This is a genomic window from Arthrobacter sp. PTI12 (genome assembly GCF_056679915.1).
Genome location: NZ_CM155256.1, coordinates 173,689 through 197,559, shown reverse-complemented (window position 1 = coordinate 197,559; position 23,871 = coordinate 173,689). Strand labels below are relative to the sequence as shown.

The following is a 23,871-nucleotide window of genomic DNA, read 5'->3' as shown; positions in this document are numbered from 1 at the left end:
GAGTGGCGTTGTGGATACCGACACTCTCCTGAATGCCCTGCTGGTTCTCGTTTTCGTGCTGATAGGCGGCGTTTTCGCAGGCACCGAGATGGCCATCGTCAATCTTCGCGAGGGCCAGATCAAGCGCATCGAGGAGTCCGGGCCCAGCGGCATGAGGACAGCCAAACTGGTTCGCAACCCGAATCTTTTTCTCTCCGCCGTGCAGATCGGCGTCACGCTTGCAGGATTTTTCTCGTCGGCCTACGGCGCCTCGACTCTTGCCCCCGATCTCGCGCCGCTGCTCATCAACATCGGCATACCGGACGGCACTGCCGACACGGTTGCCCTGATTCTGATGACCCTGGTCATCGCCTACCTGTCCCTCGTCCTGGGTGAGCTCGCTCCCAAACGACTGGCCATGCAGCGCGCCGTCGGCTTCACGAGGGTCCTGGCGCCTCCGCTCAACATGTTCGCGCGAGTGATGCGCCCCGTGATCTGGCTGCTCTCGGTGTCCACCAACTCCGTCGTGAAGCTCGTCGGCGGGGATCCGAATGCCACCACCGAGGAGTACACCGCCGCGGAACTGCGGCAGCTGGTTCAGGAAACCCCGGATCTGCGGAGGGAACACCGTCAGATCCTCTCTGATGCTTTCAGCGTCGGAGACCGCCTGATCGACGAGGTGAAGCGACCGCGCACTGACGTTGAATTCCTCGCTGAGACCATGCCGTTAAGTGAAGCTGCTGCGGCAATCCGTGACCTTCCCTACACGCGATACCCGGTGTACCGGGAGTCCATCGACGACGTCGTTGGTTTCATTCATATCCGCGACCTCCTCAGCCACGAAGGGTCGGGCGGTGATGCCATAGCGTCGATTGCCCGGCCGATCCTCGCTGTGCCGGGTTCGAACCGAATTCTGCCCACACTCAGCCAGATGCGTGGAGGAGGGCACCACATAGCCCTCGTCGTCGATGAATACGGAGGCACTGATGGCATTGCCACGCTTGAGGACCTCCTCGAAGAACTCGTCGGAGAAATCTATGACGAGTACGACGACGAGAAGGCTGACGCGTCCGCGCGGCACACGCTCAGTGACGGTGGCAGCGTCGTGTTGGACGGCGGTCTGATCATCGAAGAGGCTTCCGAGGAGATCGGCGTGGACCTTCCCGACGACGGCCAATATGAGACGCTTGCCGGCCTGGTTCTTGACCGGCTTGGCAGAATGCCGAAGACCGGCGATAGCGTAGAAATCGAGGGACTGCGTTTCGAAGCGGCGGAGATGGCGAGCCACCGGATCGAACGTGTCCGTGTCACCCGTAGTGAAGCGCCGGACGAGTCCAAGGATTCATCAGAGGGTTCCTAGGGAACACCAACCGCTGTGCGGACAGTGCGCCGCGCAGGCACGGTGAGGACGGCGAGGCTCGCAATCACGAGTCCAACGCCAATCCACCCTGCCGCCGGCAGCCTTTCACCCACAATGACGACGGCCAGCATCGCCGCCACGACCGGTTCCGCCAAGGACAGCGTGGTCGCCGTGCTTGCCATGACCCGCGCGAGGCCGAGCCCGAAGAAGACGTAGCCCAGGAACATGGGCACCAGCGCCATGTAGGCGCCGACGGCAAAGTTGTGCCAGGACTCAAGCAGCGGCGCGCCGGTGAGGAAAAGCACCGGCATCAACAACACACCGCCCGCCCCGAAGATCGCACCCATTGCAACCCCGGAACGCACGCCCCGCTGCATAGTCCGGTGTGCCGCCCACGAGTACAGCGCGTACGTGACCCCGGCGAGCAGCCCCAGCAAAATCCCGGCAGTGGTGTTGCCTGCACCCGTGTCCTGCGCCGGCTCCACGAAGGTAAGCAGCACTACTCCCACCAGCCCGACGCCGGCACCCACCGCCCAGCGCCGCGTCAACCGGTGCCCGTCAATGACGCGTTCGATGACCGCCGACGCGATGGGCGCCGAGCCGATTGAAATGACGGTACCCACGGCAACACCGGCCAATCGCATGGAGCTGTAGAAGGCGAGGGGGTACACAGCTACGGCGACTCCGCCGAGCGCGATGGTGGGCCACCGCCGTCGTAATTCGTGGCGGGCGCGGACCAGCCCCGGTCCGGCGAGGGCTGCCTGAAGCAGGCCGCCGACCCCCATTGCCGCCGCGCCGATAGCGAGCGGGCCGACGCCTGGCGCGAAGCTGGCAACGGTGCCGGTGGTTCCCCACAGCACCGCCGCGATCAGGACAAACACGGCGCCGATGCCGGCACCCGGATGGTGGGTCACTGCTGCTCGCTCGGCGTCATGCGGATAAGCCTATCCACGCAAACATTCCCGGCGTGTCTTCCCGCAGAAGGGGTCTCAAGCCGCCGTCGGGCTCTATTCTCAATTCGTTCGCACGGCATCTCTCGGGGGAATCATGAAAAGCAAGGCACTAGTGGTGCTGTCCTTCTGCGCCATCTTCGGCGTTACAGGCTGCTACTCGCTGGATACCGGCGTGGTTGAGCGCGATGAATCCGGTCAGGTGACGGCGCCGGCGGAGTTTGACGCCATGAACATCGGCGTGGGCGACTGCGCAAACTACCCAAAGGAACAGGAAAAGGCCTCCGAGGAGGAAAGCTACAGCTTCTCCGAGATCACGGTGCTGCCGTGCAGCAGCGAGCACGACCTGGAAGCGTACGCCACAACCGATCTTCCCGACGGTGATTTTCCCGGCGACTCCGAGATCGTCGCTCTGGCAGAAGAGTTCTGTTACAACGAATTCCCCGGGTTCATAGGAACGGAGTACGAGGAGTCGTCGCTCTATTTCGAATCCTTCACGCCGACAAAGGCCAGTTGGGCGTTCGACGGTGACCGCGAGATCCTGTGCCTCGTCAGCGGCGATGAAGGCGAGCTGCTCACCGGAAGCATGAAGGGTTCCGGGCGATAACGTCTTAGCACGCAAACGCGCCGGTGATTGTCAGGATCGTGGGGGCGTCCCCACGATCCTGCCGGTTACCGGCACTTTTGCGGTAGCGATGCGCAGGGTTCAGCGCCGGTCGGCGTCCCAGATCCCCAGGCGCCCGCACATTCCGAAGGCTCGCGGCTCAGGCCTCGGCACGGCACGCACGACGGCGGCATCACCCAGGTGCGAAGCGTCCCCTTCCGCAAGGGCTGCCAACTGGGACCGGGTTGTCTCGACATCGGCAAGCACCGTGTCCGTCCACAGCTTCGTCCACTCCTCCACTCGGGGCTGCACCAGTGCGGAGGCTGCGGCGTAGAACGCATCGAGCGGTCGGCGGTCGCCTTCCTCCAATCCAGCAAGCAACTCCGCATAGCCCTTGATCGCCAGATCACGGCGACGGCGGGCCGCCTCGCCGCGCTCCGCCTCGGTGCCCTCAGGCAACGTGACCGCTGACCGGTACCTTTCGGCGTCGGAAACGATCTCGAGCGGAAACGTCAGCACAGCGTCGCCGGCCTCCGGCAGCCCTGAGTTCTGCATGACCGTGAGGATGCGGAGGTCCCCTGTGTTGATGAGCCGGTGCACCGTCCCCGGGCTGAACCACAGCACCGATCCGGCACTCAGCGGATCCCGCGCATAGCCCTCCGAAGAGAGGGTGTGAACCTCACCTGATCCGCCGATCACCACGTAACCCTCGTTGGACACAGTGTGCAGGTGCGGCGTCCCGCCGTGGTGGCCGTCGTCGGTCTCCCACTCGTACACCCGCAGGTCGCTCATGCCGACCGATCCCGGGAAGAGAGGGAGCCGCGGCGATCCGCTCACAGGGAGGCGCCCTTCGCGATCCGCTCGATGTCGTCGCGCTCGCAGATCCGGTCCACGAAGACGTACCGGTGCTGCAGGCGAAGCGACTCCCCAGGCGCCAGCGTAATTTCCTCGTCGAAGGCGGGGGAGGGCGACAACGCAGCAAACGGCTCGCTACGCACGAACCACTTTAACGGAACCGACGACGACGACGTCCCGGCCAGCGCCACGATGGTGGCACCGCCGTCGAGCTCGTCATTCTGCCCGGCGAGGGCAATCCAGGGCGCAGAGGTGCCCATCATCGCTTCACCCTCGGCACCATCGGGACCGAAGATCGAGCAACCGGTCCAGCTGCGCGGGCCCCGCCAGAAGAACCCGGTGTACCCGGCGTTGGCGCGGCCATGGGTGGTAGGGCTGCCAAGATCAAGCGATCGCTCGGAGATGTTGGTCAGTTCCGTGGTGAAGTCCAACTGCCAGGACTGCTCCTGCACATCGACGCTGGAGAAGACGGTCTCGCGCTGCTCCGAGAGCCAACGCTCACCGGCGGAGTTGCGCCAGGTCAGGGCTTCACCCAGTGAGACTCGGTCGGGCGAGGCGGAGAGCCCGGGGAACCCCTCGTGTTCGATCGAACCGAGGTTGTCCCGCCACTGGTAGTCCGTCTCCGGAGAGAACGTTGGTCCGCCCCAGAAGTTCTGCCCCGAAACATGGGACCAGGTCATCTGCAGGCCCTTGTGCCAGCGGTGATCCCACGGGCGGAAACCCGTAAGCGGCGCACCGCTCAGGGTGCGCAGCGGGTGCAGGTACGGTTTCGGTGCCTCCGAGCGGGTGGCAGGCGGGATGAACACGTACGTCGCCAGGTCAACGGCGCCGCAGGAAATCACCAGCTCGCTGTTGGATGGACGGCGTAGCTGCAGTTCAGGCATCGAGTGTCTCCTTCAATGTGGCGGAAGCACCGTTCATCGACCAGTAGAACGGATTCTCCCGGGTCAGCTCGCTGCGCTGCACTCGTCGGCCAGTAATCGCTGACTGGTACAGGCCCGCAATCAGTTCAAGCACCCGCCGTCCGTCGTGACCGGAAGCCGCGGGGCGCTCACCGCGCTCGAGGGAGGACACGAGTTCCTCCAACTGCACAGCGTGTGAGCTGGCGAAGTTTCGCGTCGGCGCCCAGGAGCTCACTGCGTCCGTATCAACGTGCGGAGCCGGCGTCCATTTCCAGTGCGAATTGTCGTACCCGTAGAGGTGCTCCACCTCCACGGTGGCATCGGCGAAGTCGAACCGCAGGTAGCTGGTCTCCCGCGGCGACAGCACGCTGTTCACCACCGATACGATCGCTCCGCTTTCGAACGTGACGTGTGCAAAGGAGACGTCCTCGGTCTCAACATCACGGCCCAGGGTCGCCATGGTCGCGCTGATTTCGGTCCAGTCGCCCAGCAGGGACAGCAGCAGGTCCATCTGGTGGATGCCGTGGCCCATGGCGGGTCCACCGCCCTCGGTTTCCCACTTACCCCGCCACGCGACGTCGTAATAGGCGGTATCCCGGTACCAGAGCGTGTGGCAGATGCCCACCAAAGGAGCCCCGAGATCACCGGCAGCGATCTGCGACCGCAGCGTTCGCGCTGCTGAGCCGAAGCGGTGCTGAAAGACGTAGGACGCATACGGGCCCGCGGCGCTTTCGTGCTCGAGGATTGCGTCATACTCGGCCAGGGAAAGGGTCGGCGGCTTTTCGCACCAGACTGAGGCTCCGGCGTCGAGCGAGCGGATGACCGCGTCAGTGTGCGAGCCGGGCGGCGTGCACACCAGCACGAGATCCGGCTGCACCTCCTCCAGCATCGCGGCCACGGAGGTGAAGGAGGAAGGCGCGCCCCACTCTGCTGCAACTTCCCGCGCCCGGTCGCCGTCCATGTCGACGATGGCTGCGATGTCCACCCGATCGCCGAGGACGCGCAGCCCGGGAAGGTGCTGCCCCTGCGCGATGCCTCCTGCTCCAACGACGGCGGTGCGGACGGGTCTGGTGCGAACTGCCACTGTGAATCCTTTGCTAGGTCAGTGCTGTTTCGGTTTGTCGGGAAGGTTCATAACGCGTGGTCTGGGCTGTGCTACGGACGGCGGTACGGATGTCGTCCAGCGTGGCCCCCGTCCCGAGAGCTCCCGCGCCCAGTGCGCCGTCGGCACGCGCTTGAACCAGCACGTTGCCAAGGGCCGTGGCCTCCACCGGCCCGGCAAGAACGGGAAGCCCCGTGGCGTCCGCGGTGAGCTGGCACAGCAGCCGGTTCTGCGAACCGCCGCCGACAATGTGTACGACGTCGATCGGCTTACCGCTAAGTTCTGCCGCCTGCTCGAGCGTGCGTGCATACACCTGCGCGAGGCTGTCCAAAATGCAGCGAACGACGGCGGCAGGAGACTCAAGCGCTTCGCCCGCCGCGCTGCGGATGCGGTGTGGCATGTTCTCCGGCGCGATGAAGTCGTCGGAATCGGCGTCGATTCGTGGACCGCCGGCGGGCAGCTCGGCAGCCTCAGCGAGAACTTGCTCGAGGGTCACGGATCGCCCCCACTCACGCAGGCACTCCTGGAGCAGCCACAGTCCGCCGCAGTTGCGCAGGTACCGGATGGTGCCGTCAACGCCGCGTTCATTCGTGAAGTTGGCGGCACGGCCGGCTTCGGTGAGGATCGGCTCCGACAGCTCCACCCCCACCAGCGACCAGGTGCCCGAGGAGATGTAGGCAAAGTTGTCTACTCCCGCGGGCACTGCGGCCACGGCGGATGCTGTGTCGTGGGAGCCCACGGCGATGACCGTGGTGGCGGAATCCAGCCCTGTCCGTTCGGTGATGGAGGCCAGCAGGGTGCCCAGCGTTTCCCCCGGTTCCATCAGCGTCGGGAAGATTCTCCGCGGAATGTCGAGGGCATCGAGAAGGTGGCTTGAGAAGTTGCCGGTCGAGGCGTCCAGAAGCCCGGTGGTCGAGGCGTTTGTGATCTCGGTCCGGCGCTTCCCGGTCAGCCAGAAGCCCAGCAGGTCCGGAATCAGCAGTGCCTGGACGTTCTCAAGGGACGGCTCGGCCGCCAGTTGATAGACGGTATTGAACGGGAGGAACTGCAGGCCGGTGGTTTCATACAGCCGGTCGAACGGAACCTCTCCGTGCACCCGATCGAGAACCCCAGTCGTGCGCGAGTCACGGTAACTGTGCGGCTGGGAGGCGAGAGCGCCGTCGTCGTTCACCAGGCCGTAGTCCACGGCCCAGGTGTCGACGCCGATGCTCACCACCCGTTCGCCCTTTGCGTCTGTGAGTTCGCGGGCGAGGGTGAGGCCGTGCAGCACCTCCACGAAGAGGGCGTCGATGTCCCAGCGGAGGGCGCCGTCGGTTTCCTGCACGCCGTTCGGGAAACGATGGATGACCTCAAGTGACGGGCCGTCGGTGCCCATCCGGCCGAGGATAACCCGGCCGGATGAGGCACCGATATCGACGGCTGCGTAGACCGACTTCATGCTGAGCCGATTACCGGAGGAAGGCGGCGGCTACGCCGGCATCGACCGGAACGTGCAGCCCGGTGGTGTGGGACAGTTCGGCGGAGGTGAGGACCGCGGCGGCGTTCGCCACGTTCTCGGGCAGCACCTCGCGCTTGAGGAGGGTCCGCTGGGCGTAGTACTCGCCGAGCTTTTCTTCGTCCACACCGTAGACGGCGGCGCGTTTGGCTCCCCAGCCACCGGCGAAGATACCAGAGCCGCGGACCACGCCGTCGGGGTTGATGCCGTTGACGCGGACACCGTACTCGCCGAGTTCAGCGGCCAGCAGACGCACCTGATGGGCCTGGTCGGCTTTGGTCGCTGAATACGCGATGTTGTTCGGCCCGGCGAAGATAGAGTTCTTGGAGGATATGTAGATGATGTCCCCGCCCATCTCCTGGTCGATGAGCACCTTGGCGGCGGCCTTCGAGACCAGGAACGATCCCTTGGCCATCACGTTGTGCTGCAGGTCCCAGTCTTTCTCGGAGGTCTCCAGCAGCGGCTTGGAGATCGAAAGCCCGGCGTTGTTGACCACAAGGTCCAGTCCGCCGAAGGCCAGGACTGCGGCGTTGATTGCTTCCTGGACCTGCTCGGGATTGGTGACGTCGGCCTGGATGCCGATGGCGACGTCCGGCCCGCCAAGTTCCTCGGCGACCTTCTCGGCGTTTTCGAGGTTCAGGTCGGCGATGACCACGCACGCGCCCTCCGCTGCGAGGCGGGTGGCGATGGCCTTGCCGATGCCCGAGGCGGCGCCGGTGACCAGTGCGATGCGGGTGGCGTGGGACTTCGGCTTGGGCATCCGGGCGAGCTTGGCCTCTTCCAGCGCCCAGTACTCGATGCGGAACTTCTCGGACTCATCGATCGGGGCGTAGGTGGAAATGGCCTCCGCGCCGCGCATCACGTTGATGGCGTTGATGTAGAACTCACCGGCCACGCGGGCGGTCTGCTTGTTGGCACCGTAGGAGAACATTCCGACGCCGGGAATCAGGACGATGGCCGGGTCGGCTCCGCGCATGGCCGGTGAATCGGCGTCGGCGTGGCGCTCGTAGTACCCCTGGTAGTCCGCGCGGTACTCCTGGTGAAGTTCCTTCAGGCGTATCACGGACTCCTCGACGGAGGCATCCGCGGGCAGGTCCAGCACCAGCGGTTTGACCTTGGTGCGCAGGAAGTGGTCCGGGCAGGAGGTGCCCAGCGCCGCCAGGCGGGGATGTTCAGCTGCGCTCAAAAAGTCCAGAACGGCGTCGTCGTCAGTGAAGTGCCCCACCTGCGCGCGGTCGGTGGAGGCCAGGCCACGGATCACCGGGGCGATGGCGGCGGCCTTCGCGCGGCGCGCCTCAGGCGAGAGCGCGGCGTAGCCGTCGAGGGGCTCACCGAGCGCCTTTGGGTTTCCGTTCTCGGTAATGTAGCGCTCGGCGGTTTCGATCATCCACAGTGAATTGTTCTCGGCCTCGTCGGAGGTTTCGCCCCACGCGGTGATGCCGTGCCCGCCAAGGATGGTGCCGACGGCCTGCGGGTTTTCGGCCTTGATCGCGGCGATGTCCAGGCCGAGCTGGAAGCCCGGACGCCGCCAGGGCACCCACACCACCTTGTCGCCGAAGATCTTTTCGGTGAGTGCTTCGCCGTCGACCGCCGTGGCGATCGCGATGCCTGAGTCCGGGTGCAGGTGGTCAACGTGTGCGGCGTCGACGAGGCCGTGCATGGCGGTATCGATGGAAGGTGCCGCGCCGCCCTTGCCGTGCAGGGTGTAATCGAACGCCGCGACCATCTCGTCCTCACGGTCAAGGCCAGGGTAGACGTTGGTCAGGGCACGGAGACGGTCGAGGCGGAGCACCGCCAGGCCCTGTTCCTTGAGGGTGCCGAGGTCACCACCGGAGCCCTTTACCCACAACAGCTCAACGTTCTCGCCGGTGACGGGGTCGGTATCGCTGCCCTTGGCGGAGGTGTTGCCGCCGGCGTAGTTCGTGTTGCGTTTGTCCGCACCGAGCCGGTTGGAGCGGTTGATGAGGTCCTGAACGGTTTGGTTAGTCATGGTTACGCGCCCCATCCTGCCTGCTGTCCGCCCTCACGGTCAGCGTTGATGATTTCCTGGTAGCCGCTGGCCGCGTAGGCAGCCATGGGGTCCGCGGGAAGTCCGCGGGATTCACGCCACTGGGCGAGTGCCGGACGGACGTCGGTGTAGAAGGCGTCCATGAACAGTGCATGCGCGCCGAGGACGTCGCCTGCTTCCTGCGCCTTGGTCAACGACTCCCGGTCAACGAGCAGCGCACGGGCCGTCATCTCCTGCACATTGAGGACAGAGCGGATCTGGCCGGGGATCTTCTCTTCGAGGTTGTGGCACTGGTCCAGCATCAGCGCCACGTTGGCAGCCGGGTCGAGGGCGCCGCCGCGAGCCACCTCGTACATGATGCGGAACAGCTGGAACGGATCCGCTGCCCCCACGATCAGGTCATCATCCGCGTAGAAGCGCGAGTTGAAGTCGAAGGATCCGAGCTTTCCGAGGCGGATCAGCTGCGCCACGATGAACTCGATGTTGGTGCCGGGAGCGTGGTGGCCCGTGTCGAGGCAGACCATGGCCTTCTCACCGAGGGCCAGGGTGTGGGCGTAGGAAGTTCCCCAGTCAGGGACGTCGGTGTGGTAGAAAGCCGGTTCGAAGAACTTGTACTCGAGAACCATGCGCTGGTCATCACCGAGGCGCTCGTAAACCTTTTGCAGGGAATCATGCAGCCAGTCCTGGCGTGAGCGCATGTCGCCCTGGCCGGGGTAGTTGGTGCCGTCAGCCAGCCAGATCTTCAGGTCCTGTGAACCGGTGACGTTCATGACGTCGATGCACTCGTACATGTGGTCGAGGGCCTTGTTGCGGACGGCGGCGTCGCTGTGGGTCAGGGACCCGAACTTGTAGATGTCATCCTGGAACGTGTTGCTGTTGATGGTGCCCAGCGTGATGCCGAGGCCCTGCGCAAAGTCAGAAAGCGCGCCGTAATTTTCCACCTTGTCCCAGGGAATGTGCAAGGCAACGGAGGGCGCAAGGCCGGTCAGCTCGTTAACCTTGGCGGCGTCGGCGATCTTCTCCTGCACAGTGCGCGGAGTGCCGGGAGTCTGAAATACCTTGAAGCGGGTTCCGGAATTGCCGTAAGCCCAGGACGGCACCTCAATAGCGAGGTTCTCCAGGGTTGGCGTTATGCGGCTCAGGTCAACCATTACTTCTCTCCATTTACAGCTGCCGGCTGCAAGCCCGCGCGCATCGTCGTTGTTTTGCACTGACTTTTCACTAGGCCTGAAGGAGGCGGCGGTGACGGTCAGGAGATGAATCAGATATTGAATCGATTCATTAGTACGTTTCAAAGGTATCCTTGGCGATGAGTGGTGTCAAGCATTCTCGTGAAGAGTGCACATTTTCGTCCACCGCTTGTCTACAGCCCGTCACTTCCAGGAATCGAGGGTCTGCCCGGATGGTCAGTATCAAAGACGTTGCCGACCAGGCGCAGGTTGCCGTGGGCACAGTATCGAACGTGCTCAACAACCCGGACCGCGTAGCTGAAAAGACCCGTGAGCGGGTGCTCAGCGTCATCTCGGAACTGGGCTTCGTGCGCAATGATGCCGCTCGCCAGCTCCGTGCCGGGCTCAGCCGCACCATTGGGCTCATCGTCCTCGACGTCAGTAATCCGTTCTTCTCTTCGCTGGCGCGCGCCGCCGAAGACCGGGCGGCGGAGTCGGACAGCACCGTGCTGCTCGGGGACAGTGGGCATGACGCCGGCCGCGAAAGCCGCTATCTCGATGTGTTCGAGCAGCAGCGGGTCAAGGGTGTCCTGATTTCGCCGGTAGGTAACGTCGATTCCCGGCTCGAACAGCTGCGCGCCCACGGCGTGCCCGTGGTTTTGGTGGACCGGGTGGACCCGCAGCGCCGGATCAGTTCAGTGTCAGTGGATGATGTCGCCGGCGGTTACATGGCGGTGAAGCACATGCTCTCGCGCGGGCGGCGGCGCATCGCGTTCATCGGAGCGTCCACCGACATCCAACAGGTGGCAGACCGTCTGGCCGGAGCGCAGCAGGCTGTGGAGGAGTACCCGGATGCCGAGCTCGAGGTAGTGGAAGCCGCCGCAATGACCGTGCTGGCGGGGCGTGCAGCCGGTGAACTCCTTGCGGAGCGCGGCAGGGAAGGCCTGCCGGACGGCATTTTTTGCGCCAACGATCTGCTGGCCATCGGCGTGATGCAGGCTGTGCTGCTTATCCGCGGGTTGCGGATTCCGGAGGACCTCGCGCTGATCGGCTACGACGACATCGATTTCGCCCAGTCTGCGGTTGTTCCGCTGTCCACAGTGCGGCGGCCAACGGAGCTGATGGGGCGCACCGCCGTCGAACTGTTGCTTGAAGCGATTGACCGGACCTCACCCGAAAGCCGGCAGGTCATCTTCCAGCCCGAGCTGGTCAGCCGGGGGAGCACCCTCTAGCCCTTCCTCCTTCGGGAACTTTTGTGCAGCTCCGGCGAGTCCGACGCCGGTTTGAGTCACCGTAGGTGCGCAACAGTTGCGGGCAGGCGAGCTCCTTGGCAAGTCGCAGTGGTAGCATCCATGAAACGATTCATACCCGCTCGACGAGGAGAACTATGGAACGCGTCTGCTTCCAGTTGCAGGTGAAGCCCGACCGCCTTGAGGAGTACAAGGAGCGCCATGCCGCCGTCTGGCCGGACATGCTCCGCGCCCTCAAGGACACCGGCTGGAACAACTACTCGCTCTTCCTCCGGCCGGATGGCCTCCTGATCGGGTACGTCGAGTCGGATGACCTCGCCGCAGCCCAGAGCGCTATGGCCGAGACCGACGTCAATGCCCGCTGGCAGGCCGAGATGGGCGAGTTCTTCGTGGAGCTCGACGGCCGGCCGGACGAAGGATTTGTGCGGATCGAGGAGGTCTTTCACCTCGAGGACCAGCTCGACGCCCACGCCGAATGATCATCAGCCCGCAAAGTAGCCGGAAAATGGCAGGTTCGCCGGGAAGACCCCACGAACGTGCCACGCACCGGCGATCCTGACTCGAAAGGTCCCTCCAATGACCCGCATCCTCCGCGCTGCCATCCTCGGCACCGGCGCCGTGGCGCACCTCCATGCCGAGGCGCTTGCCGCGATCGACGGCGTCACTGCGGTTGCTTCAGCCGACCCCAGCGAGGAGCGGGTCCGTGACTTCAACGCCCGGCACGGAATCGCAGCCGGGTACGGCACCCTGGAGGAGCTGTTGGCCAAGGAGGCTGTCGACGTCGTGCATATTTGCACTCCGCCGGCGGGACATGCGGAACAGACAAAAGCAGCGTTCGACGCCGGTGCTCACGTCATCGCCGAAAAGCCGCCTGCGCTCTCCCTCGCAGAGGTGGACGCCATGCAGTCGGACGCGGTGGCCGCGAACCGGAAGCTCGCCGTCGTCTTCCAGCAGCGAACCGGCACGGCCGCCGCTCATATCCGGAACCTGCTGCGGTCGGGTGAACTCGGGAGGCCGCTAACCGCCGTCTGCCATACACACTGGTACCGCGGTCCCGAGTACTTCGACGTGCCGTGGCGCGGAACGTGGGAGACCGAGGGTGGCGGCACCACGCTGAGCCACGGCATTCACCAGATCGACTTGCTCGCCTACCTGCTCGGCGAGTGGAGCTCGGTGTCCGGCCAGCTGTTCCGGCTTGACCGGGAGTTGGAGACCGAGGACACCTCGTGCGGCGTCGTCGTCTTCGAGAATGGCGCCATCGCGTCGGTTCTGAGCACTGTGCTCGCGCCGCGGGAGTCGAGCCTGATCCGCATCGACACGGAGCACGCCACCATCGAGCTCGAGCACCTCTATGGCCACAACCACGCGAGCTGGAAGCTGACGCCGGCCCGCCACATCAGTGCGGAACGGGCGGCGTCGTGGGCGCTGCCGTCGAATGAGGTGCCGAGCGGGCACGATGTGCTCTTGTCCGAGGTCTACGAATCACTTCTTGCCGGGGCCGATGTCCCGCCGGTCGCCGCTGATCCTGCACGTGCTATCGAGATTGTTGCTGCCCTCTACGCATCGGCCGGGCGGGGTGCTCCCGTAACCCGCGGGGAACTCGCTGCGCCAGACTTTCGCGGGAGCATGCGCGCTCCCGTAACGGATCTGCGTCCCGGTCGGTGAGCGCACCGCTGCTCGCCGATCCGCTCGGCGGGCCGACTGATCCGTCGGTCATCCGCAACGAGCAGACCGGACAGTGGTGGATGTTTTACACCCAGCGGCGCCCCGCCGATTCGGGCGCGGGCGTCGAGTGGGTGCACGGCAGCCGGATTGGCACGGCCGTATCCGACGACGGCGCGCGCTGGCTCTACCGCGGTGTGGTCGACGGTCTCGACCCGGCTGGGGAGCCCGGCCCGAACACCCACTGGGCGCCCGAGGTCGCGTGGGACGGAACCCGCTACCACATGTACCTCACGTGGATCAGGGGCGTGCCTTCCACCTGGGCCGGCCATGAGCGGCGCATTGTGCATCTGGTCGGCGACGACCTCGAGCACTGGAAGCACCGGGGCTTCCTTGAGCTGAGTTCGAACTACGTGATCGATGCGGCCATCGCCCGGACCGCCGACGGTCTCCTGCGCCTCTGGTACAAGGAAGAGGCGGAAGCATCTACTACCTACGCCGCTGTCAGTCCCGACTGGGACAACTGGTCCGTCGAAGGGCAGGTCATCGGTGGTGCGCCCCATGAGGGCCCGAACGTCTTCGAGCTGGGCGGGTTCTTCTGGATGATCGTGGACGAGTGGCGCGGCCAGCGCGTCTACCGTTCGGATGACGGTCTTTCCTGGTCGGTGCAGGGCTTGATCCTCGATTCGGCCGGCGTGCATCCGGAGGATAGGCAGGTAGGCAGGCATGCCGACGTCGTTGTTTGCGGTGTTGAAGCCGTTGCGTTCTATTTCACCCACCCGGAATGGGACGGAAGCAACGACGTCGAACTGCAGGCTGGCGCGCTGCGCCGGTCGGAGGTGCATCGGGCGCGGCTGTGGGTTGCGGCCGGCGTGCTGCTGTGTGACCGTGATGCGCCGGTAATTGCGTTGGGCCGACGCATGCCGGAAAGAAATATGCGGGACAAATAGCGCCAGAGGGTAGCTTTCCGGCGTAACAGGCGATTTACTGGCATTAAGTTGTTCGAATCAACAATCTCCGACGCCGTTCATGGTGAGGTAGGTGTTGAACCGGCAGCTGATCCTGGTGCCCGTCCCCAGTGTTTCGGCGACTTAGGGCACAGTCACAACAAAGGAGCGCAATGAAGCGATACACCAGTAAGGCAGCCCTCGGAATACTTGGAGCGGCACTCGTTGTGCCGGCCCTGGCAACGGCTCCGGCGCAAGCCGAGTCCGCGCCGGTCCAGACCGAGGTGACTGAGGACTACGACGTCCTCGTTGTCGGCAAAACCACGGGCTTTCGTCACAGCAGCATCGATGAGGCGACTACGGCGATTATGGCCCTCGGCGACGCGAACGGTTTCAGCGTCGACGTCTGGGATCCGCCAACCTCGCCGAGAAACCAGGGGCAGCCTGACCGCACGCTGCCAAGCACACCGTTCACCAGCGCATCGGACCTTGCAAAGTACGAGACCATCGTCTTCGTTTCCACCGTCGATGGCACCAACAGCCTCAACCCTGCGACACCGACGCTGCTCGACGAGGGTGAACTGGAGGCGTTCCAGGGTTACATCCGCTCCGGCGGTGGCTTTGCCGGCGTCCATGCGGCAACGGATTCCATGCACACCGTTCCCTGGTACAGCGAACTCACCGGCGGGGGTGCGCGGTTTGTCAGCCATCCTGCCCAGCAAACAGCCGTTCAGGTAGTGGAAGACGGCACTCATCCTTCGACCGAGCACCTGTCAGGAACCTGGACGCGCTTCGACGAGTGGTACAACTTCAACCAGAGCCCCCGCGATGCCGTCCGTGTCCTCACCAACCTCGACGAAACCACGTACAACCCGGGCGGTAACGCCATGGGTTCCGACCACCCGCTGTCCTGGTGCCATAACTTTGAGTCCGCCCGCTCCTGGTACACCGGTGGCGGTCACACTGAGGCATCGTACGTTGACCCGGTCTTCCTCGAGCACCTGCTGGGCGGCATTGCCTGGTCAGCCGGAGCGGTGAACGGCGGCGGTGACTGTGTCACCTGGAATGAGGTCGAAACAACGACGGCGGACCTGCTCGCTGAAGGAGCTATTTCATCGAAGGCGGCAACCCAGATTGGAAAGCAGCTGGATAAGGCGCGGGCACTCGCCGAGGCCGGTTCGCATGACGATGCTGCGGAGAAGCTCAACGCGGCTGCCGCCCAGGTTCGGGCGCACGTCAACCGTGGCTCAGACGCCCACAGCTTGCTGCTCGGCAAGGTGCAGGACCTGCAGGTTTGGCAGAGCGAGTTGAAGTAACCCCGGCTTCCGCCGCGCTGGCCGCTGCGTAACGCGCCAGTTCGGCGGCATCGCCGATTATCCTCACGCAGCATGGCCGGAACTGGTTGCGCAGCATAGCCGCGCAACCAGTTCTGGCCGCACGTCGCTCATTCAACGTCGGAAGGTCATCGATCCTCTTGAGAAATTCACTCCGTCGCTCCCGCAAGGCGCGGGTCCTTACCGTCGCCGCCGCGGCCTCGGTGCTGATAGCCGTTACCGTTGTGCTCACCGTTGCACTTGCCGCAGGGGGTGCCGGTCCTTCTGAAGCCGGTCCTTCTGAAGCCGCTTCGCCCGAAGCCGGTTCCATCGAAGCGATAGCTGAACAGTTGGCCGCGGGGCAGGAGCGCGAAAGGGCTGAGCTCAATGCCGATCTGGCCGAAGCAGCCGAAGAAGCCCAGGGACGGATGGCGCAGGTGCTGCAGGAACTCGCTGCCGCTGTACCGGTGCAGGAGGGCGAGGGTCCGGCCCCAGCCAGTGTCAGTGACGTGGACCGGTGGAACCACGAGCTGGCCCTTGCCGTGTCTGCATTGGAAACCGTCGACGAAGGAACATCTGAACAGACGGTTGCGCGGGAGGCCTTCATCGGCGCCGCGCAGTTGCTCCTGTCGACGGCGGCTCACTATGAGCAGTTGCTGATAGCGCCCGCGGAGGAGCGGGTAGCGCTCACCGTCACGGTGGCTGAGCAACATGACGCGGCCGTGCGCCTATGGCAAGCCGGGGCAGCGCAGCTCGATACCCTCGCCGTAGAGTCAGGCGGCTCGCACGTACACCTTTTCTTGGCTCCGGATGGTGACCCCGACGCGGTCCCGTTGGAGTTCCGGGAGCCCGAAGAGCCAGAGGAGTAGTCGCCTAACCACGCGGAGCTAATCCGCTCGTAAGCACACGGATGCGGGACGCAGGTCCGGTCGAATTTCGGGCCGTCAGCGGATTGAAACCAGATTGCCGCCCGGCGAACGGGAGCCTCAGCACATCGACCTTGGAAAAACCTTGACCGGTCGCGAACCTTCACCTAGCGTTGAGAAAGCGCTTTCCGTTGAAAGGATTCAAAGATGAACCCGCGCCTTCGCGTCATCCCCGTACCCACAACGCTCGCACTCAGTGCAGCCCTGATCGCCGGAGGTGGCGGCGTTCCAGCCGCTGCAGCTCCGGCCCCCGATGCCCAGGTAGGCATCCAGCTCGAACACCTCGACCGCGGCCTCGTTGCGGCAGCAACCTCCGAGGGAACCTTTCTCAGCTGGCGTCTTCTCGCCACGGAGGTCACCGGTGCCAATGGAACCGGCCAGACCGGCGCGGACTTCGCCGTCTACCGCAACGGCGAGAAGATCGCCACGGTCACCGACAGCACCAACTACCTTGACCCCGACGCGACGGAAGGGGCCACCTATCAGGTTGCCGCCGTCGTCGGCGGTGTGGAACTGCAGCGCAGTGAAGAAGTGGACCCCTGGGCACAGGGCTACACCGATATCCCGTTGCAGAAGCCGGCCGACGGCGTAACCCCCGCCGGTGAAAGCTACACCTACTCCGCGAATGACATGAGCCTTGGCGACGCGGACGGCGACGGCGACTACGAGTACGTAGTCAAGTGGGATCCCTCGAATTCGAAGGATGTCTCGCAGGTCGGGTACACCGGCAACACCTACATCGACACGTACACCATGGACGGAACGCTGCTCCATCGCATCGACCTCGGTGTCAACATCCGCTCCGGCGCCCATTACACGCAGTTCATGGTCTACGACTTCGACGGCGATGGCCGCACCGAGATGATGATGAAGACGGCGCCGGGCACCTCAGTCACGCAGTACACGGACGGTGTAGCCGGCGAGCCTGAGTACATCACGATGCCGGCCGATGACATCGCCGCCGGTTACAGCAACACCGACGATTACCGGAAGAGCGCGGCCGACTACTACGAGCACGTCGTGGACATGTTCGCCACCTGGCACGAGCACCCCGAGGTGGTCGCGGGCAACTGGCCCGCCACACTCGAGGAAGCGTTCGGCATCGAACAGCGCTACGAGTACCCGCTCTCCGACGCGGATGCGCGCGCCATGGCGGACTACTTCATGGATGTCTACGCGCCCAGCCGCAGCGGCAGGAACAACCTCCGCGCCTTCGAGGGCTTCATCCTCAGCGGCCCTGAATACCTGACCGTGTTCGACGGCGCCACTGGAGACGAGCTTCAGACAGTGGACTACGAGCCGGGCCGGCACGACGACGGTCTCATGTGGGGCGATTACGCTATGTCCCGTATTGAGCCGGGCAACCGTGTGGACCGCTTCCTCGCGGGCGTCGCCTACCTGGATGGCCAACGCCCGTCAGCCATTTTCGCCCGCGGCTACTACACCCGCTCCACCATCGCCGCCTACAACTGGGACGGCACGAACCTTTCCAAGGTCTGGAACGTGGACAGCGGCTGGACGCCGATGACAAACCCGTTCAATGACGGCCCGCACGGCCGCCTCGGCACCGACCCCGAGTTCGGTTCCATCACCACGCAGGGCTTCCACTCGCTCAGCGCCGCGGATGTGGACGGCGACGGCAAGCAGGAGATCGTCTACGGCTCAGCAACAATCGACGACGACGGCTCCCTCCTCTACAGCTCGTTCGACACCATGCCGGAAGGCAGTGCAACGCCGGGTGCCGCGGCCGGCCTCGGTCACGGAGACGCGATGCACGTGACGAACATCGACCCGAACCGCCCCGGTCAGGAGATCTGGACGGTCCATGAGGGCGGACGGTTCGCCCCGTACGGTTCCGCCATGCGTGACGCCGCAACGGGCGAAGTGCTGTTCGGTGCGTACTCCGGCAAAGACACCGGCCGCGGCATGATCGGTGACGTGCGTTCCGATGTCGATGGCATTGAGGTCTGGGCGAGTATGCCGGGTGGCAGTGATGGCTCGGGCCTGCTGAGCTCCGACGGCGAGCAGCTGGGAGCCCGCACCCCTGGTACCAATATGAGCATCAAGTGGGCCGCGGACATGACCACGCAGCTCGTCAACCGTTCCGGCGACGGATCACCCACCATTGACGATTGGACCCGCGGAACGCTGCTGAACGCGGAGGGCACCCTGACCAACAACGGCACCAAGGGCAACCCGGCGCTTGTGGCGGATGCTTTCGGTGACTGGCGTGAGGAACTGTTTGTCCGCACGGCCGACAGCTCCGCAATCCGCGTGTTCCTCAGCACCGAGGTCACCGGCCACAAGCTCACCACTCCCATGCATGATCCCCAGTACCGGGCGGAGGTTGCGCGCCAGAACACCACCTACAACCAGCCCTCCTACACGAGCTACTACTTCGCCTCGGACATGGACTTCGCGAATGTTCCCGTGCCGGATGCCTGGACTCCGGGTCTCATCGGGTACCTGCAGGCCACGCTTGAGTCGTTCATCGAGAGCGGGGATGTTGCGGGACCGGTCGCGAAGCAGCTCCAGGCCTCGCTGGCCCAGGCGCAGGAGGGTGTCGAGCAGGGCAACACGGCCAACGTCGGGAAGGCAATGGATCGCTTCGAGAAGTTTCTGAACCAGGGCAAGAAGCCCGACGTCGTTTCAGATTCGGCTCGCGCCGTTCTTGAGAACGGGGTGCAGACGGTGCTTGGAATGGTGAGGTAAGCCAGGGCCAGGTTCCCGGAACTTTCGGGCAGATAAGGCGGGTTCAGCGCAGCTGAACCCGCCTTATCTGCGCAAGACTTCCGTTCTCCAACGGTAGTCTCCCGCCGTTTCTTCAGTTGAGCGCGGGAGTGTCCGTCGGAATGACCCCGTTCGCATAGAGATCCGCCGCGATATCCTGCAGCGCCCGCAAGGCCACGCGTTGCGTGAGCGGTCCGTAGGAGATTCTGGCTACGCCCAGTGACTCGTACTCGCCCGCCGGCAGCGCCCCCGGCAGGCCGATGACGCTGAGCTTGCGCTCTCCGAGACCGGCGACGAGACGTTCTGTCGACTCCTGATCCAGGACACCCGGTACAAACACGAGGCTCGCGCCGGCGTCGAGGAAGGCTTTGCCCCGCTCCATCGCATCGTCGAGGCTGTCCGAAAGGGGGCGATCACCGCCGCGCACAATCGCGTCTGTGCGGGCATTCAGCTGGAAAGCTATACCTTCCTGCTCCGCAACCCGCACGATGGCCTCCACGTTCGCGACTGCCTCGGCCAGCGGAACCAGCCGGTCCTCAACGTTCGCGCCGACGACGCCGACTCCGATCGCTTGGCGGACCGACTCGCCTGGGTCTCCGAAACCCGCGTCCAGATCGGCGGTGACAGGCAGGTCAGTCGCTTGCACGATCCGAGCCAAGGCAGACAGCGCAAGATCGAAAGGCATGGTGCCATCCGCAAATCCGTGACTTGCCGCGATCGAGTGCCCGGCGGTAGCGATCGCGCGCGTTCCGGGCAGGTCAGCAACGGCTCGGGTGCTAATGGCGTCCCAGACGTTGACGACACGGAGAATTTCGGGGGCTTCGTGCAGGGCCTTCAGCGAACTGGCCTTCTCAGAGGTTGTCATGATGGTGACTCTACTTGAGCGGCCGCGCCCTCACTGTTGGCGGTAGCCAAAGAGCGCGATGGCTTGCGGTGCGTGAGATGCCGAAGTGAACCTTGGCACCGTCAGACGTCGTTACGGGTGAACGCAGCGGCCCGGACTACGTCGTCGCTCTCCAGCCCCGCGCCCAGCGCTCCGCCCACGGTCGCCAGGGCTGCGGTGAGCAGGCTCAGCTGCGCGTACTCCGCCAGTCCCACAGACTCACCGACGACGGCGGCGAACACTCCCGCGTCGACCAGCAGCACCGCTGCCAGGAAAGACAGGACAAAGAGGGCCCCGAAGAAGGTCACCACACCGATCACTACGGTCGCCGTCGTCGCCAGATTGAACAGGGTGACCTGCTCCCGCTCGACCCTCCGGCGTGGACGCTCCCATAGGTCCGCGCCGATCATCAGGGTGAGCGTGACGGCACCGACCGCGAGCACGGTCAGCAGGATCAGACGAAGCGGACCGTAGGCGGTGGCCAGCAGCCAGAGGTCGCTCGTCGCGAGGGTCACCACGCCGGCGGCCGCCGCAGCCGTCAGCGCACGGGACAGGGTAACCGCAAGCCGCCACGGCCTATTCGCGAGGATCAGCCCGAGCAGCACGCGGGCGTTGCCAGCGACCACCCGGCCGGTGAACTGGAGCGGGTTTTCGTCCGCATGATCTGGGAGGTCGTCAGCCATCTCGCGTGCGCGGCGGGCGCGGTCTTCCGCTTCGTCGTCGTCGTCCCAGCCGGCCAGCGGGCCCACCAGCCGGGCCACCGCCGTCGTCATGGATTCCCTGCGGCCCACCGCACGGAGCGCCGGCAGCGCCACCAGCCCCACCCTGTGGACAGGGCTGATTTGGGTGAGCACCGGCTTCCGCCCGCTGCGGAGCGCCAGATCACTGACGACGACGGCGAGATCCCAGTCTTCGTCCAGCAGCCGGTCGCGCGCCGTTTCCAGCAGCTCCGACGGCGCGCGTCCGTCGAGGGTTTCGACCACCATCGACACGCGCCACGCGACTCCCGGGTAGGACTCACGGAGCAGGCGCGGCAGCGCATCAGTCAGATCCTGAAGCGAAGCCGGGTCAAGCGAGGGGGGTAGGACGACGCCGAGCGTCAGCTCAGGAACATCTCCGGGCTGCGGCGGGGGAGTATCAGGCACCGCTCAATGATCCACGTTTCGGAAGTTTCGTGCAGCTTCGGCGAGCTGGAGCGCATCCGAATCCGCCGTATCTGCGCAAAACTTCCCAGGGGGTCAGGCCGAGGCGAACACCTCGCGCTGAAACCGGATGTGCTCAGCGGCCTGGACCGCGCCGCCGTTCTCATGCCCGTTGTAGGGGAAAACGTTCATGGACTTCGGCCCGGCGTAGGAGTTGTAGGCGGCGTAGACGCAGGACGGCGGGCAGACGTCGTCGAGCAGTCCTACCGAGAAGAGCGCCGGCATGGTGGCGCGGGCGGCGAAGTTGACGCCGTCGAAGTAACCCAGAGTGGTGAAGACTTCCTCCTCGCGCCCGCGCTGGATGCCGAGATAGCGCACCAGCTCGCTGTACGGAGCAGTGTTGACGATCTCCGTTGCGCGCCGGACGTGGGAAAGGAACGGCACGTCCACGATCGCGCCCAGCGGTGCATGCTCCAGGAAGGTGGGGGACAGGGCGGCGGAGGCCAATGCAATCGCCCCGCCCTGGCTCCCGCCGGAGATCAGCACCCGCGAAGGATCAACGAACGGGTGCGCCTGCGCCGCTTCGACCGCGCGCACCGCATCGGTGAACAGCCGCCGGTAGTAATACGTCTCGGGGGATTCAATACCGAGCGTCAGGTGCCCGCCGAAGTGGGGCCCGCTCACACCGGGGTCGGGAGTGTCTCCACTGCGGTGCCCGGCGCCCTGTCCGCGAAGATCCATAACAAAATGCGCGACGCCGGTGCTTGGGATGGCAGTCCACTCACCGAGCAGACTCCTGCCGCCGCCATAACCGATGTAGGTGACGACGGTGGGCAGCGGACCGGAGGCCGAGCGCGGCCGGAGCATCCATCCCTTGATGGCGTGCCCGCCGTAGCCGGCGAAGGTGACATCCTCAGTGACCAGTTCGGAGTAACCGGCGTCAACCTTGTCGAAACGGGCATCGAGTGAGAAGGCCGCCGTCTCCGCGAGGGTCTTCTCCCAGAACGCGTCAAAGTCTGCGGGTTCAGTGCGATCCGGTGCGTACTGCTCGAGCTCGCGGAGGGGGAGGTCAAACTGCGGCATCTGAAGAATTCCTTCGCTCATTATGTCTCGGAAGTATCACAGCTCACATTATTCTAGGAGTAGGCCTTGCGCATTGAGACGATTCAATTTACTCTCGATGGAGAGCGCTTTCCCGTGATGTGCACCACTGTACCAGCGGCCCAAAGAGCTTCACCTCAAATCTGAGCCGTTCCCAGGAGGACAAAGATGTTCAATAAACTTTCACGACGCGCCGGGTCCGGCGTAGCGCTCACCATGGCAGCAGCTCTCATGCTGACCGCGTGCGGCGGCAACGGCGGCGGCGAGGCCGGCGGCACCCCCGATCCGAACGAGGAAGTCACCCTCAACTTCACCTGGTGGGGCAATGAGGACCGCGCCGAGCGTTACAACGAGGCCATCGCTCTGTTCGAGGAGCAGAACCCGAACATTGACGTCAACGGAACCTTCATGGACTTCCCCGCCTACTGGGAGAAGCGCCAGACCGAAGCAGCGGGCGGCGGGCTGCCGGACGTCATGCAGTTCGACTACAGCTACCTGCGCCAGTACGGACAGAACGGGCTGCTGATGGATCTCACCGAGTACGTCGGCAACGGGCTGACCACCGACACCATCGACGAAACCCTCCTGGCAACCGGCAAGCTCGAGGATCAGACCCTCGCTGTGCCCACCGGCTACAACGCCTGGTCGCTCTTCGAGAACCCTGCGCTGATCGAGCAGGCCGGCGTCGAGGGCTACGAAGGCGGCACCTCGTGGGAAGACTACGAGGCGTACATGGCCAGCGTGAGCGAAGCCGGCGACGAAATCTGGGGCGGTACCGACTACACCGGCCGCATCCAGAACTTCGAGCTGCAGCTCCGGCAGGAAGGTCGCGAACTTTTCACTGAGGACGGCCAACTGAACTTCACCCAGGAGGAACTCGCTGAGTTCTGGGCCAGCGCATCCGATCTGCGCGAAAGCGATGCAGTGATCCCCGGCCGCAAGCTGGAGGAAGTGGCCCCGAAGTCCGGTTTCGGCGCAAATCTGACCGCCAGCGAGATGACCTGGTCCAACTTCATGGGTGGCTACCTTGGCGACACCGGTGCTGAGGACTTGACCATCCTCGCACCGCCCACCAGCGATCCTTCCGTGAAGGACCTCTACCAGAAGCCCTCCATGCTGCACGCGGTTGGCGCTCAGACCGAGCACCCTGAAGCTGCAGTGGCTCTCGTTGACTTCCTGATCAACAGCCCCGAGGTCGGCGAGATCTTCGGCGCTTCCCTGGGCGTTCCGGCTTCGGAAACCGCTCTCGAAGGTGCCGCGCTCGAAGGCCCCGAGCTTGAGGTCAAGGAGTACCTGGATTCGGTGTCTGACCGCATCGGCGAGCCGCCTGCAGCTCCGATCGTGGGTTACGGCGCACTGGAGAACACCTTCCTGACACTCGGTACCTCGATCGGACTGGACGCCATCACTCCTGAAGAGGCCGCCCAGCAGTTCTTCGACGAGGCTGCCGTTACGCTCGGCAGCTGAACACCGACCTTAGCTATCACCGCTAT

The 23,871-nt window shown here is 64.7% G+C and carries 20 protein-coding genes; 10 read left to right on the top strand and 10 right to left on the bottom strand.

The genetic code is table 11. The features are described 5' to 3' along the window. Positions 1–10 precede the first annotated feature (10 nt). The gene (locus AC1MBU_RS00930; RefSeq protein ID WP_479788200.1) at positions 11–1,339 is read left to right on the top strand and encodes a hemolysin family protein; all 1,329 of its coding nucleotides are present in this window, start codon (positions 11–13) and stop codon (positions 1,337–1,339) included. On the opposite strand, the gene AC1MBU_RS00925 is transcribed toward AC1MBU_RS00930, so the two are convergent. Further along, a complete protein-coding gene (locus AC1MBU_RS00925) occupies positions 1,336–2,253 on the bottom strand; it encodes an EamA family transporter (protein ID WP_479788199.1) in 918 nt (305 codons plus the stop codon). The genes AC1MBU_RS00930 and AC1MBU_RS00925 overlap by 4 nt on opposite strands. A gap of 133 nt (positions 2,254–2,386) precedes the next feature. On the opposite strand from AC1MBU_RS00925, the gene AC1MBU_RS00920 reads away from it, so the two are divergent. After that, positions 2,387–2,896, top strand: a complete 510-nt coding sequence (locus AC1MBU_RS00920) for a septum formation family protein (protein ID WP_277359860.1) — start codon at positions 2,387–2,389, stop codon at positions 2,894–2,896. Between the two features lie 99 nt (positions 2,897–2,995). On the opposite strand, the gene AC1MBU_RS00915 is transcribed toward AC1MBU_RS00920, so the two are convergent. Genes AC1MBU_RS00915 through rhaI form a run of 6 tightly spaced genes read right to left on the bottom strand, consistent with a single transcriptional unit; the run spans position 2,996 to position 10,406 of the window. Beyond that, a complete protein-coding gene (locus AC1MBU_RS00915; RefSeq protein WP_479788196.1) occupies positions 2,996–3,685 on the bottom strand; it encodes a cupin domain-containing protein in 690 nt (229 codons plus the stop codon). A gap of 41 nt (positions 3,686–3,726) precedes the next feature. Further along, entirely contained in the window at positions 3,727–4,632 is a 906-nt protein-coding gene (locus tag AC1MBU_RS00910; RefSeq protein WP_471672396.1) for a DUF6807 domain-containing protein, read from the bottom strand. Next, positions 4,625–5,734 carry a Gfo/Idh/MocA family protein gene (locus AC1MBU_RS00905; protein WP_479788194.1) on the bottom strand — a complete coding sequence of 370 codons (1,110 nt, stop codon included), beginning with the start codon at positions 5,732–5,734 and terminating at the stop codon, positions 4,625–4,627. Before AC1MBU_RS00905 ends, AC1MBU_RS00910 begins: the two co-directional genes overlap by 8 nt. A 13-nt stretch (positions 5,735–5,747) precedes the next feature. Beyond that, a complete protein-coding gene (locus tag AC1MBU_RS00900) occupies positions 5,748–7,190 on the bottom strand; it encodes a rhamnulokinase (RefSeq protein WP_479788191.1) in 1,443 nt (480 codons plus the stop codon). Between the two features lie 10 nt (positions 7,191–7,200). Continuing rightward, the gene (locus AC1MBU_RS00895) at positions 7,201–9,237 is read right to left on the bottom strand and encodes a bifunctional aldolase/short-chain dehydrogenase (RefSeq protein WP_479788189.1); all 2,037 of its coding nucleotides are present in this window, start codon (positions 9,235–9,237) and stop codon (positions 7,201–7,203) included. A gap of 2 nt (positions 9,238–9,239) precedes the next feature. Then, entirely contained in the window at positions 9,240–10,406 is a 1,167-nt protein-coding gene (gene rhaI / locus AC1MBU_RS00890) for an L-rhamnose isomerase (protein ID WP_346027655.1), read from the bottom strand. A 251-nt stretch (positions 10,407–10,657) separates the two neighbouring features. Between rhaI and AC1MBU_RS00885 the strand changes: the two genes are divergently transcribed. The 7 genes from AC1MBU_RS00885 to AC1MBU_RS00855 all read left to right on the top strand — a co-directional run bounded on the left by AC1MBU_RS00885 (position 10,658) and on the right by AC1MBU_RS00855 (position 19,234). Beyond that, positions 10,658–11,656, top strand: coding sequence for a LacI family DNA-binding transcriptional regulator (locus tag AC1MBU_RS00885; protein ID WP_479788188.1), 999 nt, complete (start codon positions 10,658–10,660; stop codon positions 11,654–11,656). A gap of 155 nt (positions 11,657–11,811) precedes the next feature. Continuing rightward, positions 11,812–12,153, top strand: a complete 342-nt coding sequence (locus AC1MBU_RS00880) for an L-rhamnose mutarotase (protein ID WP_056545181.1) — start codon at positions 11,812–11,814, stop codon at positions 12,151–12,153. Between the two features lie 97 nt (positions 12,154–12,250). Then, positions 12,251–13,339, top strand: a complete 1,089-nt coding sequence (locus AC1MBU_RS00875) for a Gfo/Idh/MocA family protein (protein ID WP_479788186.1) — start codon at positions 12,251–12,253, stop codon at positions 13,337–13,339. Then, positions 13,336–14,286: a family 43 glycosylhydrolase gene (locus tag AC1MBU_RS00870; protein WP_479788184.1), complete on the top strand. Its 951-nt coding sequence runs from the start codon at positions 13,336–13,338 to the stop codon at positions 14,284–14,286. Before AC1MBU_RS00875 ends, AC1MBU_RS00870 begins: the two co-directional genes overlap by 4 nt. Before the next feature lie 170 nt (positions 14,287–14,456). Continuing rightward, on the top strand, positions 14,457–15,599 hold the full coding sequence (locus tag AC1MBU_RS00865; protein WP_056545175.1) for a ThuA domain-containing protein: 1,143 nt from the start codon (positions 14,457–14,459) through the stop codon (positions 15,597–15,599). A 158-nt stretch (positions 15,600–15,757) separates the two neighbouring features. Then, a complete protein-coding gene (locus tag AC1MBU_RS00860) occupies positions 15,758–16,465 on the top strand; it encodes a hypothetical protein (protein WP_479788183.1) in 708 nt (235 codons plus the stop codon). Positions 16,466–16,669: 204 nt separating this feature from the next. After that, positions 16,670–19,234 carry a rhamnogalacturonan lyase gene (locus AC1MBU_RS00855; protein ID WP_479788181.1) on the top strand — a complete coding sequence of 855 codons (2,565 nt, stop codon included), beginning with the start codon at positions 16,670–16,672 and terminating at the stop codon, positions 19,232–19,234. 112 nt (positions 19,235–19,346) lie between these two features. Here the strand turns inward: AC1MBU_RS00855 and AC1MBU_RS00850 are convergent, their stop codons facing one another. The 3 genes from AC1MBU_RS00850 to AC1MBU_RS00840 form a co-directional block, all read right to left on the bottom strand. Continuing rightward, the gene (locus AC1MBU_RS00850; RefSeq protein WP_479788180.1) at positions 19,347–20,117 is read right to left on the bottom strand and encodes an isocitrate lyase/PEP mutase family protein; all 771 of its coding nucleotides are present in this window, start codon (positions 20,115–20,117) and stop codon (positions 19,347–19,349) included. A 101-nt stretch (positions 20,118–20,218) separates the two neighbouring features. Then, a complete protein-coding gene (locus AC1MBU_RS00845) occupies positions 20,219–21,280 on the bottom strand; it encodes a hypothetical protein (protein ID WP_471672377.1) in 1,062 nt (353 codons plus the stop codon). A 93-nt stretch (positions 21,281–21,373) separates the two neighbouring features. Then, complete coding sequence (locus AC1MBU_RS00840) at positions 21,374–22,360, bottom strand: acetylxylan esterase (RefSeq protein ID WP_479788179.1); 987 nt, start codon at positions 22,358–22,360, stop codon at positions 21,374–21,376. 186 nt (positions 22,361–22,546) lie between these two features. On the opposite strand from AC1MBU_RS00840, the gene AC1MBU_RS00835 reads away from it, so the two are divergent. Continuing rightward, positions 22,547–23,845 carry an ABC transporter substrate-binding protein gene (locus tag AC1MBU_RS00835; protein ID WP_471672375.1) on the top strand — a complete coding sequence of 433 codons (1,299 nt, stop codon included), beginning with the start codon at positions 22,547–22,549 and terminating at the stop codon, positions 23,843–23,845. The last annotated feature ends 26 nt before the right edge of the window (positions 23,846–23,871 follow it).

Coding starts and splice junctions, on each gene's coding strand:
- AC1MBU_RS00910 (WP_471672396.1), bottom strand. CDS start 4,632: ATGCCTGAACTGCAGCTACGCCGTCCATCCAACAGCGAGCTGGTGATT.
- rhaI (WP_346027655.1), bottom strand. CDS start 10,406: ATGGTTGACCTGAGCCGCATAACGCCAACCCTGGAGAACCTCGCTATT.
- AC1MBU_RS00840 (WP_479788179.1), bottom strand. CDS start 22,360: ATGCCGCAGTTTGACCTCCCCCTCCGCGAGCTCGAGCAGTACGCACCG.
- AC1MBU_RS00865 (WP_056545175.1), top strand. CDS start 14,457: ATGAAGCGATACACCAGTAAGGCAGCCCTCGGAATACTTGGAGCGGCA.
- AC1MBU_RS00880 (WP_056545181.1), top strand. CDS start 11,812: ATGGAACGCGTCTGCTTCCAGTTGCAGGTGAAGCCCGACCGCCTTGAG.
- AC1MBU_RS00895 (WP_479788189.1), bottom strand. CDS start 9,237: ATGACTAACCAAACCGTTCAGGACCTCATCAACCGCTCCAACCGGCTC.
- AC1MBU_RS00885 (WP_479788188.1), top strand. CDS start 10,658: ATGGTCAGTATCAAAGACGTTGCCGACCAGGCGCAGGTTGCCGTGGGC.
- AC1MBU_RS00915 (WP_479788196.1), bottom strand. CDS start 3,685: ATGAGCGACCTGCGGGTGTACGAGTGGGAGACCGACGACGGCCACCAC.
- AC1MBU_RS00850 (WP_479788180.1), bottom strand. CDS start 20,117: ATGACAACCTCTGAGAAGGCCAGTTCGCTGAAGGCCCTGCACGAAGCC.
- AC1MBU_RS00875 (WP_479788186.1), top strand. CDS start 12,251: ATGACCCGCATCCTCCGCGCTGCCATCCTCGGCACCGGCGCCGTGGCG.
- AC1MBU_RS00920 (WP_277359860.1), top strand. CDS start 2,387: ATGAAAAGCAAGGCACTAGTGGTGCTGTCCTTCTGCGCCATCTTCGGC.
- AC1MBU_RS00900 (WP_479788191.1), bottom strand. CDS start 7,190: ATGAAGTCGGTCTACGCAGCCGTCGATATCGGTGCCTCATCCGGCCGG.
- AC1MBU_RS00855 (WP_479788181.1), top strand. CDS start 16,670: ATGAACCCGCGCCTTCGCGTCATCCCCGTACCCACAACGCTCGCACTC.
- AC1MBU_RS00835 (WP_471672375.1), top strand. CDS start 22,547: ATGTTCAATAAACTTTCACGACGCGCCGGGTCCGGCGTAGCGCTCACC.